Genomic DNA, 14,630 nt, shown 5'->3' on the forward strand with positions numbered 1-14,630 from the left:
GCATGGCCCGTCTCTGGCAGCGGCTTCGCTCTCTCTGGCACGAATTTCGCAAGCGTCGGGAATATGGCGCGGTGATCCGGCCCGAGCAGATCCGCGCTCAGGCCGAGGAACTGGGGCATCTGGCGGAACTGGCTCGCCGAAGCGTGCCCCTGGCCGCGTCTGAACTCCGCCATTTGTCGCGTCTGGCCGAAGAGATGCGCCATCTTGCGGAGATGACCCGCACTGCCTCGTTTTGCCGGGTGCCCGCGGACAGACGTTTTGCCCTGCATGTGAGCCTGCGCGACGCGCAGGAAAAATTGCTCGCCTCTGTTCAGAAGGCGCGCCTAGCTTCGGAGAAGCCGCAATGAACCTTCGTGCCGCGTTGCGCGGATTCTGTCTGCCGCTGAGCCTGTTCCTGAGCCTGGCCGCAGGCTGCGCCACCACCCCGGACGACAGCCGCACATCCCTTTCCCTGGCCGGGGATTTCAGCACGCCCATCCAGATTCAGATCGACAATTTTGTGCGCCGCCAGCCCCCGGCCATTTATGTGGCCCCGCGCCAACGCGCGGATCACCGCCCGCGCGCCCTTTTTGTGCCGCTGCGCACCAGGCAGCAGATCACCAACGCCGTGACCTTTGGCGAGATGCTCTCGCGCCAGATCTGGCACATCTGGCTTTCTCTCAATGCCTTTGAAGCCCTGGAGTACGCGGCGGACGCGGGGCCCTTCGAGCCGCAGCGCGCCCTGGCCCTGGCGCGGCGGCAGGGCGCGGAGCTTCTGGTGGGCGGCTATATCAATCATTACATGGATGGCGGCAGCGGCGGGGAGAGTTCCCTTTCTCTGGCCATTGAAATTTACGATGTGAAATCCGGCGTGCTGTTGTGGTCCATGGCCCAGGGCGGCCTGATGGAAGCGCGCCAGGTTCACGATTTTTACCTTTTCTCGATCAAGGAGCGCAACCCGGCAGATCCTTCCGGCCTTATTGCGCGCACTCTGGCCTGGGATATGGGCCGCGAAGTGCTCTTCTGGGTCAATCCCGCAGCCCGCAGAAGCAACAGTTCCGACCTGAGTTCGGTGCTGGGCGCGAAGGCATTTTAGAGCGTTTTGCTCATGAAATGAGCTAAACCGCTCTGGCCGTGCTTTCGCCGTCCATGCCGTTGACCACCGCGCCGATCATCACGCCCAGATAGCTCATGGCCAGGGCCAGCCACCAGATGCGGTAAAAATCATGGCCAAAGACGCCGTTGACCAGCCAGGCCGCAAAGCCGATCCAGAACCAGGCAGTCAGCCGCCAATGCAGGCTGGCGGACCTGCCTTCGCATTCCGCCGCGAGGCGCGGGCGGATGCGTTTGTAGCCCCACCAGAGAAAGCCGAGCAGAAAGATCATGCCCAGGCTGAAGCCCACCATGCCGTGGGCATAGAGCATGTCCAGATAGAGATTGTGCGGATGGCTGATGGTGATCACGTCCTTTTCCGGGCTGAGGCCCAGGGCGCGGAACGCCGCATTGTACTGCCCGGCTCCCGCGCCGAACCAGGGATGCTCCAGAAAGACCCGCCAGCCCAGCTTCCACAGACTCCAGCGACCGTCCTGCATAAAGGCTTCGGGGCGCATCCGTCCCAGCAAGGCGGCCACGCCCAAGGCCAGCAAGGGCCAGAGCACGATGCGCCATTGCCAGCCTCTGCGGCGCAGCACGGCCCAGAACCCGACCGAGGCGGCCACGGCCAGAGCCCCGCTGCGGCTGGCCGCGCCCAGCAGCAGAAAAAAGGCGGGCCACAGCGCGGTCAGCCACAAAAAGCCGGAACTCACGGCCCCAAGGCGCTGCCGCAGAAGAAACCACAGACTGAACGCCGGGACCAGCGCCAGGGCAATGTAATTGCCCACGGTGTAGTCGCCCAGGCTGCCGGTCAGCCGCCCGGCATTGGGCGCATAGCCCATGATGAAGTCGCGGCCCGTGCCCGCCTGCCAGATCCCGTCCAGCCCCTGCCAGAAGCAGGCCGCCACGCACGCCCAGACCAGACGCCGCAGATCCTTTTCCTCCCGCGCGCATTCCATGGCGATGAAAGGCAGAATGAAGCCCTTGTTGATGCCTGTGCCGGCGTGCAGGAAGGAAGCCCAGACGTTGCCGGAAAAGATCACGCCGATCAGGATCATCAGAAAGAGGCAATAAAACAGCGACCGCGCGTTGAGCCTGCGCAGCACGCTGTTGTGCCACTCATGGCGATAATAGAGCAGCAAAAAGATGCCACTGAGAACAGGCAGCACTTCGCGCATGCCGTAGCCGATGGGAAAAGACGCCAGGGAGAGCCAGAAAGACCAGAACAGACAAAAGAACCACAACTGGCCCGGGGGGCCCTGTCGCAATGCCGCGACAGACTGCTGTAGCGGCATGATCCATGGCGTTGCAGCGGCAAAAGTTTTCTTCACGCTTCCCCCCTGCCTGGCGCGGTCTGATTTGATTCCGGCTGTCCGCGGCATCCTAGCCGCAGTAGCGATGAAATTCAAGCCAAAGCAAAATCCTTGCCAGGGCTGACGCATCTTCTCCGGCAGCCCTGGCGGCGATGTGACAGCATCGCCGAAGCCGCAGGCCTCGCGGGAGCGCAGTGCGGCTCTTCCCAGCGATTCCAGAGCATTTCATGAGCAAAACGCTCTACTGCCATAGCAAATTATTGCATGTACTCTTCAGATGCGTCTGCCCTGAAATCCTTGCTTTGCCCTCTCCACTGGCCTATGTATACTAAAGCAATGCGATAGCGGAAATATCCATTGCGCGGGACGCCTGGCAAGCGGCGCTTCACGGCCACGCCGATCCTGTATCTGCCGACCTGAAGAGCTGATGAAGATGCACGGCAATGCTGCGGCTGCCTGCAACGCCGTGGCGGAACCGCGTTTCGCTGTCCATGCGGCAGGGGCTTGGAATGCGAAACTTGTTGGATTCCTCTGCGATATGCTGTAGCGTCCTTGCTGGCGACGAAAGGTCGCGGCGCGGCTCTTTGCATTTCCTGCCATGCCGCGTGTTCTTTCGCGCACGGTCGAATATGGCATTCATATACTTTCTATTGAGGTGACAATGGCACGATTTACCGGTTTTGATGAGGTTTACAGCGCGCTGTATGTTGATTTCGACAATATTTATACCCGTTTTCTGGAAGCAGACCCGGACGCGGCCCGCACTTTCGGCATCGCGCCCTATCGCTGGGTACGCTGGATTGAAAACCACGCCCTGCGCATCCTTTACGGCGAGGGCGTGCGCCGGCGCATTTTGAAGCGCATGTGCTATCTGAATCCCCAACGCTACCAGGAATTCCGCAACCCTTTCATCCGCAGCGCCTTTCAGGTGGTGGACTGCCCGCCGCTGACCTCGCGCGGCAAGACCAGCACGGACATTCATCTGGTCATGGACTGCATGGACGATCTTTCCCATACCACGCATTTTGACGAGTTCATCATTCTCTCCGGCGACGCGGACTTTACGCCGCTTCTGATCCGGTTGCAGGAGCATGCGCGCCGCACCCTGGTGCTTTCCGTGGGCTACTCCTCGCCCGCCTACACGGCCGCGGCTTCCTGGCGCATCCGTGAAGACTGGTTTTTGCAACAGTCGCTCAAGGACGATCGCGGCGAGGAGTTTGAAAGCGAACCCGCGCCGCAGCCCGCCCCGGCCGCAAAACCCGGGCAGGAGGACGATGACCCCGCTCCCGGCAACCGCTGGTGACGCTCAGGGCTGCCGCATCTTCTGCGGCAGCCCTGTGGTGACGCTTGACTGCCGCTGCGGCCCCGGATAAAGATTGAAATGCTGCGGCGGTCGCGCAACACGCTTTGGTGCATCCCGGGCGCGCCGTTGCAGCGCAACCAGCCGGAGACGGCAGACGGTTCTGCCTGAAAACCGGCCCGGTAAAAACACAGGCCGCCCGGCACATGCGCGGGATGCTTGTCCGCCCTGTCTTCCAATCTGTTCCTTGTAAGGAGGCCCTATGTTTCGCGGAGTTGCCCTTGCCCTGCTCATGCTGACCCTTTTTTGCGGTCAGGCCCTGGCTGCGGAAAAATACATCGTTGCCAGCGACTGCACCTGGCCGCCCATGGAAATGCTCAACGCCCAGAAACAGCCCGAAGGCTATTCCACGGATTACATCCGCGCGGTGGCCAAAGCCGCGGGCTTTGAAGTGGATGTGCGCAACGTGGCCTGGGACGGCATTTTCGCCGGCGTGGCCACAGGCAATTACGACATTGTGGCCTCCTCCACCACCATCACCCCCGAACGTCTGAAGACCTTCGATTTTTCCGATCCGTATTATGAAGTGGTGCAGGCCGTGGTGCTGCCCGCGGACAAGAAAATCACCAGCCTGAAAGACCTCAAAGGCAAGAAGGTGGGCGGCCAGATCGGCACCACGGGCATTTTCGTCCTGCGCAAGGCTGACGTGGGCGCGCAAATCCGCGAGTACGACGACGTGGGCCTGGCCATTCAGGATATGGTGGGCGGTCGCATTGACGCGGTGATCTGCGACGATCCCGTGGCCATGTTTTATGTGAACAAAAAGGCCGACTACGCCGGCAAGCTGAATCTTTCCTTCAAGACCGGCGACACGGAATATTACGGCTTTACCGTGCGCAAGGGCCGCAAGGACCTGGTTGACAAACTGAACAAGGGCATCAGGCAGGTCAAAGAATCCGGCGAGGAAGCCCGGCTCATCGAAAAATGGATGGGCAAGAACAACTAGAGCGGTTTGATAATGAAATTATCCAAACCGCTCTGGCGACAGCGGTTTCGTTGCATGTTTTTTGTGGTAACTCATTGCTGTCTCCATCCGTAGCTTCCTTCGTCGCAACGGCTGAAGCAATGAGCCTGAAAACCACGTTTTTCAGGCGCTTGTCCCGCTTGCGGGGACTTGCCCCGCTTGCGGGGAAATGATGGCAGCGCCGCTTTTGAAATTGAATAATTTCAAAAGCAAAATGCTCTAAGACATTTTTTTCGGCCCCGCCGCCGCGCCGAGGCAGCATTTCGGCGCGGCGGCCCTTGCAACAGCAACAGCCCGCGCACGGCCCGCCCCCCGGGCCCCGGTTTGCGCGCGCGGCATTTCCCCATTGAGGCTGCGGCGCATGCCTGAAACAAAAGATCCCCACAGCAAGGGCAACATCATCATGGTCACCGAGGGGGCTTCCATCCCGGACCCTCGCGAATGGCGCTTGATCAATGCCTGGTCCATCGCCCTGTTCGGGGCGGTGGTTTCGCTCTTTCTGCTCTGCCTGCTCTGGCCCGAGCCGTATTTGCGCATCCTGCTCTATCTGCCGGACGGCGTGCTGATCACCTTCAAGATCACTGTCCTCTCCATCTGCTGCGCCGTGCCTCTGGGCCTGCTCACCGGCCTGGGGCGCCTCTCGCGCAACCGCCTGATCAATCTTGTGGCCTCCACCTATGTGGAGGTCATTCGCGGCATCCCTCTGCTTGTACAGCTTTTTTACATTTACTACGCGCTTTCGCGTTTTGTGCAGGTCAGCGGCATCACTTCGGCGGTCATTGCCATCAGTTTCTGTTACGGCGCGTACATGGGCGAAGTGTTCCGGGCGGGCATCATGGCCATTTCCAAGGGCCAGAGCGAAGCCGCGCGCTCTTTGGGCTTCAATCGCCTGCAAACCATGATTCACGTGGTCTTGCCCCAGGCCATGCGCACCATTCTGCCGCCCGTGGGCAACGAGTGCATCGCCATGCTCAAGGACACTTCCCTGGTCTCAATCATGGCCGTGCCGGACATCATGCAGCGCGCCCGGAGTTTTGTGGGCACAACCTATCTGTATTTTGAAACATACACGGTCGTTGCCCTGATTTATCTGGTCATCACCCTCCTGCTTTCCAAAGCGGTGAGCATCATGGAATCCAGGTTGAATTATTATGACGGAAAGTAGCGATTCCACTCCCATCATCACCATCGGCCACGTCTGGAAATATTTCGGCTCCCTGCCCGCCCTGCAGGACGTGAGCCTCAATGTTTCCTGCGGCGAGCGCGTGGTGATCATCGGCCCCTCCGGCTCCGGCAAGTCCACCCTGCTGCGCTCCATCAACCGCCTGGAAGAGATCGACAAGGGCACAATCACCGTGCAGGGCCTGGACGTCATGAGCCCGGAGAACAACATCAACCATATCCGGCGCAATCTGGGCATGGTCTTCCAGCAGTTCAACCTTTTTCCGCACAAGACCGTGCTCCAGAATCTGACGCTTGCGCCCGTCAAACTGCTGGGGCTTTCCCGCGAGGAAGCCGAGGCCCGCGCCCTGGCCCTGCTCAAAAAAGTGGGCATCAGCGAAAAGGCCAATGTCTACCCGGCCATGCTTTCCGGCGGCCAGCAACAACGGGTGGCCATTGCCAGAGCTCTGGCCATGCAGCCGGCGATCATGCTTTTCGACGAGCCCACCTCGGCCCTTGATCCGGAAATGGTCGGCGAGGTGCTGGACGTGATGGTCACCCTGGCCGAGGAAGGCATGACCATGATCTGCGTCACGCATGAAATGGGCTTTGCCCGTACCGTGGCGGATCGCCTCATTTTTATGGATCAGGGGCAGATTGTGGAGTCGGGGCAGCCTGAAGCCCTTTTTACCTCGCCGCGTCACCCCAGGCTCAGGCAATTTCTCAATCAGATTCTTTAGAGCGTTTTGCTCATGAAATGAGCTCAACGCTCTGGCGACAGCGTTAGCTGGCGCCCGCGCCGGCGGTAGCCGTTAGCAAGCTTTGCTTGCTTGCGCCAGCCGTTGGCGAGTCTGCGAGCCTTACGGATAGCGACAGCGGTTGCGTTGGCTGGCTGCCGCAGTAACCAGTTGCTGTCTTCATCCGTAGCTTCCTTCGTCGCAACGGCTGAAGCCTGGACGCGAAATGATGGCAGCGAAGTGATTGGAAATGGATATTTTCAATTAAAAAATACTCTCGAGGACGCCGTGCAAATAGCCGTGGCCGTGAGCGGCGGCGTGGACAGCCTCTGTGCCCTGGCGCTTTTGCGCGCCGCCGGGCATGACGTCCTGGCCCTGCACGGGCTTTTTCTGCCCGGGCGCAGCGCGCCCGCCGGGCAGCGCGATCCGCTTCCGGGTCTGGAAGCAGCCTGCGCAATCCTGAATATTCCCCTGCATATCATTGATCTGCGCGCCACATTCCACAGCCAGGTCATAGCGCCCTTTGCCCGGGCCTATGCGGCCGGGCGCACGCCCAACCCCTGCGCGCTCTGCAACCGGGCCGTGAAGTTCGGCGCTCTGCTGGACGCGGCCATTGCCCTGGGCGCTGAAAAACTGGCCACCGGCCATTATGCCCGGCTTGGACCCGCCCTGCCCGGGTCTCGCGCGCCCGTCAGCCTGGCCGCGGCGCGGGATGCGGCCAAGGATCAGAGTTATTTTCTGAGTCTGGCGCCTGCGGATCGCTTGCAGCACGCGCTTTTTCCCCTGGCCGGACGGACCAAGGCCCAAAGCGCGGCCCTGGTGGCCCAGGCCGGGCTTGAAGTGCCCCTGCCGGGCGAAAGCCAGGACATCTGCTTTGTGCCGGGGCAGAAGCCGGGGCGGAAGCAGGCGAGCGGCGTTCTTTCCGGCTCCGCGCCCGCCAGCGGAGAGTACGCGGACTTTCTTGCCGCCCAATGGCGCGCGCGGGGCATCACGCCGCCGGGTTCAGGCCCCATCCTGCTGGCCGACGGCGCGGGAGGCCTGCGGGAAATCGCCCGTCACCGGGGCCTGTGGCGCTATACCGAGGGCCAGCGCAAAGGCCTGGGCATTGCCCACAGCGAGCCGCTGTACGTGCTGGGCAAGGACAAGCGGCACAATGCCCTGGTGGTGGGGCCGCGCGCCCTGCTGGGCATGACGGCCTGCGTGGCGGAAGAGCTCAATGTGCTGGTGGAGCCGGAGCTCTGGCCCGGGCGCGTGCTGGCGCGGCTGCGCTACCGGCAGCGGCCCGTTCCGGCCTGCGCCCGTCTGCGCGGCGGCCGCCTGCATATTGTTCTGGACAGCCCCTGCTTCCCAAGCGCGCCCGGACAGGTGGCGGCAGTGTACGACGCTGACGGCAGAGTGCTGGCCGGGGGCATTGTGCAAGAAATTGACACAAGCATTTCAGGTTGAAACTGCCTCGCCTCCGCGGAGCGCCGGGGGTGCCGGCAAGCCACGGGCAAAACGTGCGCTTCCCGCCCCCGGCGAAAGCAAGTCGCCAGGCGGATCTGCTCCGGGCAGCGTAACCGGAGAAGGCCCGCGTCATCAAGGAAGGAGCAGGGACGCAGGCCTCAGGAAAGGCCGCCCGCCGGGCGCACCGCGTGCTGCGGGTATTGAGCGAATGAAGAGCTGAAACATGGACGCGCCCTGAACGACACAAGGCCGGAGAAGGACTCCGGCCTTGTGCGGCATGGGCAGGCAAAGCACGAATGGGGGCGCTTACCCGCCCTGCTCCATATCCTCGGTGAGCACCATGTGCCGCGCGGCCGCGGTTTCGTCCATCCGGCGCACGGGCAGGCTGGCGGGAGCCCCGGCCAGGCTTTGGGGATCGCTCTTGCCCTGGGCCACGATTTCTTCCAGGGCCTGGATGTAGGCGTCCAGGGTCTGCTTGCTTTCGGTTTCCGTGGGCTCGGCCATCAGGCATTCCCGCACGATCAGCGGAAAGTAGATGGTGGGCGCGTGAAAGCCGCGATCCAGCAGGGCCTTGGCAATATCCAGGGCGCGCAGGCCTTCGGGCGCGGAGGCCACGAACTCATGGGCGCAGAGCCGGTCGGCAAAGGGGATGTCCAGAGTCTTTTCCAGGCGCTTTTTCAGATAATTGGCGTTGAGCACGGCATATTCCGAAGCGCGCGTGAGCCCCTCGCCGCCCAGGCGCAACATATACGCCAGCGCTTTGATCACCACGCCGAAACTGCCGTAAAACGGGCCCATATACCCGATAGACTGCGGCAGCTTGCAGTCCAGATAAAAGCTCCCGTCCTCGCGCACGGCCACGCGCGGCGAGGGCAGAAAGGGCAGCAGGCGCTCGCTCACGCCCACCGGGCCCGCGCCCGGGCCGCCGCCGCCGTGCGGGGTGCCCAGGGTTTTGTGCACATTGAGGTGGACCACGTCAAAACCCACGTCGCCCACGCGCATCTTGCCCATGATCGCGTTCATGTTCGCGCCGTCATAATACAGGAGCGCGTCGATCCTGCGCAGCTCCTCCACAATGCGGGGCAGATGCACTTCCATGAGGCCCAGGGTGTTGGGGCAGGTCATCATCAGGCCGGCCACGTTCTCGCCGTGCTCGGCAATGGCCGCGATCAGGGCCTCCGGGTCCACCATGCCGTCGCGCGACGCGATGTTCACGGTTTCAAAGCCCGCCAGCGCGGCTGAGGCCGGGTTGGTGCCGTGGGCCGCATCCGGGATCAGCATTTTTTTGCGCGCGCGGCCCCTGGCCTTGTGATAGGCGGCGATCAGCTTGACGCCCGTAAACTCGCCGTTGGCGCCGGCCATGGGCTGAAAGGTGAAGGCCCGCATACCCGTGAGCTCGCAGAGCCAGCGCTCGGCCTCATAGAGGCATTGCAGCGCGCCCTGTGCGCAGGCCGCCCCGCGCGAGAGCTGGGCCAGCATGGGGTGCAGGCGCGCAAAGCCCGGCAGCGCGGCAATGTATTCCGTGAACTTGGGATTGTACTTCATGGTGCAGGAGCCAAGCGGATAGAAATTGGCGTCCACGCTGTAATTGAGCCTGGAAAGACCGGTGAAGTGGCGCACCACGTCCAGCTCCGAGCATTGGGGCAGGCGCGGCGGCTGTTTGCGCAGCAGATTTGCGGGCAGCATCTGCGCGGCTGCGGGCGCGTCGGAATCGATCTCCCAGGCGCGGCGGCCGGGAACGGATTTGGCGAAAATGGTTTTCACAGCAGACCTCCCACTGTTTCGGCCAGAAAGCCGATCTGGCGTCGGCTGTTGAACTCGGTGCAGGCCAGCAGCAGCACGTTTTCCATGCCCGGATAGTAGCGGCCCACGGGATAGCCGGGCACGCAGCCGTGGCTGGTGAGCGTGTCCACCAGCACTTCCGCGGGCATGGGCAGGCGCAGGGCCACCTCATTGCCGAAAGGCGCGTCATTGAGCAGCTCCACGCCCTTCAGGGCCGTGAGCCGTTCCACGGCGTAGCGCGCCAGGGCCATGTTGTTTTCGGCCAGGCGGACCAGGCCGTCCGGGCCCAGCAAGGACATGTGAATCAGGGCGCGCAGGGCGCACAGAGCCTGATTGGAGCAGATGTTGGACGTGGCCTTGGCCCGGCGGATATGCTGCTCGCGGGCCTGAAGGGTCAGCACATAGCCGGTTTTGCCGTCCTGATCCGTGGTGCGGCCCACCACGCGGCCCGGCAACTGCCGGATGTGCTCCCTGCGGCAGGCCATGACGCCCAGGTACGGCCCGCCGAAAGAAAGCGGCTGGCCCAGGCTCTGGCCTTCGGCCACGGCCACGTCCGCCCCCATCTCGCCGGGCGTCTTGAGCACGGCCTGCATGACCGGGTACACGGAAATGATCCCGAAGGTCTTGTGCGCTCTGGCCTTGGCGAAAAGGTCGGTAAAGTCGGCCACGGCCCCGAAGAAATTGGGATTCTGCACGATCACGGCCGCGCACTGCTCGTCCAGCGCGGCCGCCAGGGCTTCCGGACGGCTGACGCCGTTTTCCTGACGCACAGTGCGCAATTCCAGATCCAGGCTGGAGATGTATGTGCCGAGCATGACCCGCCAGATGGGGTTCACGGCCTCGTCCACCACCAGCACGCGCCGCCGGGTGGCGCGCACGGCCATCATGGCCGCTTCAAAAAGGGCCGTGCCGCCGTCGTACACCGAGGCATTGGCGCAATCCATGTCCAGCAGGCGGCTGACGGCGGTCTGGAATTCAAAAATGGCCTGCAGGGTCCCTTGCGAGCACTCGGCCTGATACGGGGTGTAGGCGGTGTAAAACTCGCTGCGCCCGGCCAGCGCGTCCACGGCCCTGGGAATCTGATGCGCGTAATAGCCCGCGCCCAGAAAGGAAATCATCTCCGGCCGGTTTTTGGCGGCCAGATCCTCAAACCAGGCGCAGACCGCGGCTTCTCCCTGGCCTTTGGGCAACTCGAAATGCCTGGGGCGCATCTGCGGCGGGATGTCCGCAAAAAGATCATCCAGGCTGCGCACGCCGACCACGGAGAGCATTTCCTGCAACTCGTGCGGCGTATGAGGAATATAGGGCATGTGCACTCCTTAGAGCATTTTTTGATTGAAAATATCCATTTTCAATCACTTCGCCGCCATCATTTCGCGTCCAGGCTTCAGCCGTTGCGACGAAGGAAGCTACGGATGAAGACAGCAATTAGAGCAGATTGCCTTTGACTTTTTATGAAAGTCAAAGGCAATCTGCTCTAATGCTCCTCTGTGGCGCAAAAGGCTTCGTAGGCCGCGGCGTCCATCAGCCCCTGGGGCTTTTCCGCCAGTTTGACGCGGATCAGCCAGCCCTCGCCGTAGGGATCGCTGTTGCATTTTTCGGGCGCGTCTTCCAGGGCCGTATTGACGGCAACCACCGCGCCGCTCACCGGCGAAAACAGGTCGCTCGCGGCCTTGACCGACTCAATGGAGCCGAATTCCTGCTCAACGGCCAGCTCGTCGCCTGTGGGGGGCAGTTCCACATAGGTGATGTCGCCCAGGGATTCCTGCGCGAACGCCGTGATGCCGATCACGGCTTCCTCGCCTTCCAGGCGCGCCCATTCATGGCTTTTGCTGTACAAAAGATCTGCGGGATTTTTGGACATGACTGTGCTCCCTTGACTGAGGTTCGTATTTTCCACTGTTCGGGCCCGTGCGATCCGGCGGCAGGCAAGCGCGCGCCGGGGGCGCGGCCTGCTGCCCGCGCCGCAAAGAACAGGGCGCATTATTTCACTACAGTTTTTTGCGCGCCGTGCCGTCCTTGTAAAAAGGCAGTTGCGCGCGGCGCGCCGCCAGTTCGCTGCGGGCCGCGCGGATCACGAAATTTTCCTGATCGGCATGGGCCGCGTCCACCCAGGCAAGGGCGACCACACAGCCCAGCGAGGGCGCGAAAGAACCGCTGGTCACCCGGCCCACCTGCGGGCCGCCGGGCAGAATGAGCGCGTCGCCGTGGCGCGCGGCGCGGCGGCCCTGGATCACCAGGGGCACAAGCTGCTCCCGGATTGTCTGCGCGCCCGCCTTGCCCACATAGTCGGCCGTGCTGGTCAGCATCCGGCCCATGCCCGCTTCGGCAGGAGAATGCTTCTCGTCCAGCTCGTGCCCGTACAGCGGCAAGCCGGCCTCCAGGCGCAGCGTGTCGCGCGCGCCCAGGCCCACAGGCTTGACCCGGCAGTCGCCCAGCAGGCCGGTCCAAAAGGCCTCGGCCTTGTGCGAGGGCAGGTAGAGCTCAAAGCCCAGCTCGCCCGTGTAGCCCGTGCGGCTGACCAGCAGGGGCGCGCCGTCAAAACTTGTCTCGCGAAAAGCGAAATACGGCAGATCGTGAAAGTTTTCCTTGAGCACGCCTTCCAGCACGTCCAGGGATTCCGGACCCTGCAAATCGATCTTGGCCGTGGCTTCGGAAAGATCGGTCAGTTTTACGTTGTGCGGCAGGCGCTCGCGCAGGGCGGCAAAATCCCCTGCCGCGCAGGCCGCATTGACCACGATCATGAACGCGTCCGGCCCGAAACGGTAAATGATGCAGTCATCCAGCACGCCGCCAAAAGCGTTGAGCAGAAAGCCGTAGCGGCATCTGCCGGGCGCAAGCGTCTCCAGATTATGGCTCACGGCGCGCGCCAGGGCCTCAGCCGCGCCCGGCCCCTCAATGCGGAACTCGCCCATATGGCAGATGTCGAAAAGCCCGGCATGCTGACGGGTATGTTGGTGTTCGATCAAAATGCCCTCGTACTGGATGGGCATCAGCCAACCGGCGAAAGGAGCCATTTTGGCTCCGTGCGCCTCGTGCCAGGCAGTGAGCGGCGTGCGCAGTTCCGACATGGATTCTCCCTTGCTGCGGTTTTCTGGCGCGGCAAACGCGACCGGAGCCGGTCACAGCAGCCTGTGATCGGCGCGGAGATCATAGCATGGCCCGGGGCAAGGCACAAGAAGGGCGCAACGGGGAAGGATTCACTTTGAGCGTGAAATTTCTTTTGCAACCATATAAAATTACAATGAATTTTTTAAGAAACTCCTCTCAAAGGCGAATCCCTCCCGGGCAGGGGCAGGCAGCCGCAACCAGCCGAAAGCGCAGGCGCCGCTGCCAGGAGAAGGCATGCGGCTCTTACTCCATAAAAAAACGTCGCATAGCCGCAGGATCGCAGCCGCTGAAATACTTTTCCCAGGGCACGCTTTCCAGGGCTTTGGCCAGAATTTCCGGTTCAGGGCTGAGCCCGGAGAGGAGATTTTCCAGTTCCCCGATTTCCGCGGCCGAGAAAAAATCGCCGTATACCCGGCAATCGACGATCCTGCCGTGGCGCACGGATCTGCGCAGTTCCACGCTGCCCCAGGGAAATCTCTCGCGCTTTTTCTCGGTAAACGCCGGCGAGGCTCCGTAATTCCAGCTCCATTGCCGGTATTTGGCGTCGGCCAATGCCTGGGCCGCGGCATAATCCCGCATGTCCAGGCGGCCCGCGCAGTCGGCGCAATGCCGCAAGAGGCAGTTTTTAAGCTTGTCCATGTCTGTTCCCGGCGTCCAGCATTCCGCAATATTGCAGACCCTGGCCTGCACCGAGGCCACGCCCTTGGAGCGGATTTTTTCCGGATCCACGGTCAGCGCCTCGGCCATGCGCGCAACATCCGCGCTCACAAGCAGCGTTCCGTGATGCAGCACCTTGCCCCGGCGCAGCAACTGGCCGCTGCCTGAAATTTTGCGGCCGTCCACTTCCAGATCATTGCGGCCGGAGATTTCGGCCCTGACGCCCAGCTCGGCCAGAGCCTCCCGCACAGGCGCAAGATAGCGCCTGAAATCCACTTTTTCACAGCCGGGGGCATTTTCTATAAAGGAAAAATTGAGATTGCCCGTGTCATGGTACACGGCGCCGCCGCCGCTGACACGCCGCACGACCGGCAGATCCTCGCGTTTGACAAAAGCCTGGTTGACCTCTTCGACCGTGCATTGGTGGCGGCCCACGATGATCGAGGCCTCATTCTGCCAAAGCAGAAAGAGCCCCGGATGTTCGGGAGGCAGGGAAAGAAAAAGTTGCTCCTCAAGAGCCAGATTGAACGTGGGATCAAGCGACGAAAGCGCCAGAAACTGCATAGGAGGCCCTCCCTGGAGAATTTTTTGATTGAAAATATCTATTTTCAATCACTTCGCTGCCATCATTTCGCGTCCAGGCTTCAGCCGTTGCGACGAAGGAAGCTACGGATGAAGACAGCAATTAGAGCATTTTCTCTTTGAAAATGCTCTAGCCCGGAACCCGTGAGCGCACATTTCCTCTTTCGCATAGCGCCATGCGGCGCAGATCAGCGATAAAAGCGGCGTCACTGATGGCCTTTTCTGGAGAGCGCAGCCCCGGAAACATCAGGCGGCCGTCTCCGCTCATATCGTGAGCGTATGCAGGATTTCCAGCAATTGCGAAGAAAGGGGTACCAGGTGGTCATGGCGCATTTTCATGCGTTTGGCCGGAATGCGCCAAAGCTTTTCCTCAAAGTCGATTTCCGCCCACTCTCCAAGGCGAACTTCACTGGGACGTAAAAAAGTCAGCGCCAGTAATTGCAAAC

The 14,630-nt window shown here is 62.0% G+C and carries 14 protein-coding genes; 7 read left to right on the forward strand and 7 right to left on the reverse strand.

Features of this window, described 5'->3' with window-relative positions; genetic code table 11:
- The first annotated feature begins 2 nt into the window (after positions 1-2).
- Together G7Y52_RS10560 and G7Y52_RS10565 are read left to right on the forward strand one after the other, a co-directional pair.
- Complete coding sequence (locus G7Y52_RS10560) at positions 3-347, forward strand: hypothetical protein (protein WP_165071543.1); 345 nt, start codon at positions 3-5, stop codon at positions 345-347.
- Positions 344-1,075 carry a hypothetical protein gene (locus G7Y52_RS10565; protein ID WP_165071546.1) on the forward strand — a complete coding sequence of 244 codons (732 nt, stop codon included), beginning with the start codon at positions 344-346 and terminating at the stop codon, positions 1,073-1,075. The genes G7Y52_RS10560 and G7Y52_RS10565 overlap by 4 nt, the downstream gene beginning before the upstream one ends.
- A 22-nt stretch (positions 1,076-1,097) precedes the next feature.
- Here the strand turns inward: G7Y52_RS10565 and G7Y52_RS10570 are convergent, their stop codons facing one another.
- Positions 1,098-2,402, reverse strand: a complete 1,305-nt coding sequence (locus tag G7Y52_RS10570) for an O-antigen ligase family protein (protein WP_241159708.1) — start codon at positions 2,400-2,402, stop codon at positions 1,098-1,100.
- 643 nt (positions 2,403-3,045) lie between these two features.
- Between G7Y52_RS10570 and G7Y52_RS10575 the strand changes: the two genes are divergently transcribed.
- From G7Y52_RS10575 to G7Y52_RS10595, 5 genes are all read left to right on the forward strand, one after another.
- The gene (locus G7Y52_RS10575; RefSeq protein ID WP_165071549.1) at positions 3,046-3,687 is read left to right on the forward strand and encodes an NYN domain-containing protein; all 642 of its coding nucleotides are present in this window, start codon (positions 3,046-3,048) and stop codon (positions 3,685-3,687) included.
- 259 nt (positions 3,688-3,946) lie between these two features.
- On the forward strand, positions 3,947-4,690 hold the full coding sequence (locus tag G7Y52_RS10580; RefSeq protein ID WP_165071553.1) for a basic amino acid ABC transporter substrate-binding protein: 744 nt from the start codon (positions 3,947-3,949) through the stop codon (positions 4,688-4,690).
- A 379-nt stretch (positions 4,691-5,069) separates the two neighbouring features.
- Positions 5,070-5,873, forward strand: coding sequence for an amino acid ABC transporter permease (locus G7Y52_RS10585; RefSeq protein WP_165071557.1), 804 nt, complete (start codon positions 5,070-5,072; stop codon positions 5,871-5,873).
- Positions 5,860-6,609, forward strand: a complete 750-nt coding sequence (locus G7Y52_RS10590; protein WP_165071560.1) for an amino acid ABC transporter ATP-binding protein — start codon at positions 5,860-5,862, stop codon at positions 6,607-6,609. The genes G7Y52_RS10585 and G7Y52_RS10590 overlap by 14 nt, the downstream gene beginning before the upstream one ends.
- 285 nt (positions 6,610-6,894) lie before the next feature.
- Entirely contained in the window at positions 6,895-8,052 is a 1,158-nt protein-coding gene (locus G7Y52_RS10595) for a tRNA methyl transferase PRC-barrel domain-containing protein (protein WP_165071562.1), read from the forward strand.
- Between the two features lie 306 nt (positions 8,053-8,358).
- On the opposite strand, the gene gcvPB is transcribed toward G7Y52_RS10595, so the two are convergent.
- The 6 genes from gcvPB to G7Y52_RS15335 all read right to left on the reverse strand — a co-directional run.
- Complete coding sequence (gene gcvPB, locus G7Y52_RS10600; RefSeq protein WP_165071565.1) at positions 8,359-9,816, reverse strand: aminomethyl-transferring glycine dehydrogenase subunit GcvPB; 1,458 nt, start codon at positions 9,814-9,816, stop codon at positions 8,359-8,361.
- A complete protein-coding gene (gene gcvPA, locus G7Y52_RS10605) occupies positions 9,813-11,144 on the reverse strand; it encodes an aminomethyl-transferring glycine dehydrogenase subunit GcvPA (RefSeq protein WP_165071567.1) in 1,332 nt (443 codons plus the stop codon). The genes gcvPB and gcvPA overlap by 4 nt, the downstream gene beginning before the upstream one ends.
- Before the next feature lie 167 nt (positions 11,145-11,311).
- A complete protein-coding gene (gene gcvH, locus G7Y52_RS10610; protein WP_165071569.1) occupies positions 11,312-11,698 on the reverse strand; it encodes a glycine cleavage system protein GcvH in 387 nt (128 codons plus the stop codon).
- A 127-nt stretch (positions 11,699-11,825) separates the two neighbouring features.
- Entirely contained in the window at positions 11,826-12,905 is a 1,080-nt protein-coding gene (gene gcvT, locus G7Y52_RS10615; RefSeq protein ID WP_165071572.1) for a glycine cleavage system aminomethyltransferase GcvT, read from the reverse strand.
- Positions 12,906-13,188: 283 nt separating this feature from the next.
- A complete protein-coding gene (locus G7Y52_RS10620; protein WP_165071574.1) occupies positions 13,189-14,166 on the reverse strand; it encodes a lipoate--protein ligase in 978 nt (325 codons plus the stop codon).
- A 282-nt stretch (positions 14,167-14,448) separates the two neighbouring features.
- On the reverse strand, positions 14,449-14,630 hold a 182-nt coding region (locus tag G7Y52_RS15335), incomplete at its 5' end, for a tyrosine-type recombinase/integrase (protein ID WP_241159709.1).

Source organism: Desulfovibrio sp. ZJ200 (genome assembly GCF_011039095.1).
Classification (GTDB): domain Bacteria; phylum Desulfobacterota; class Desulfovibrionia; order Desulfovibrionales; family Desulfovibrionaceae; genus Desulfovibrio.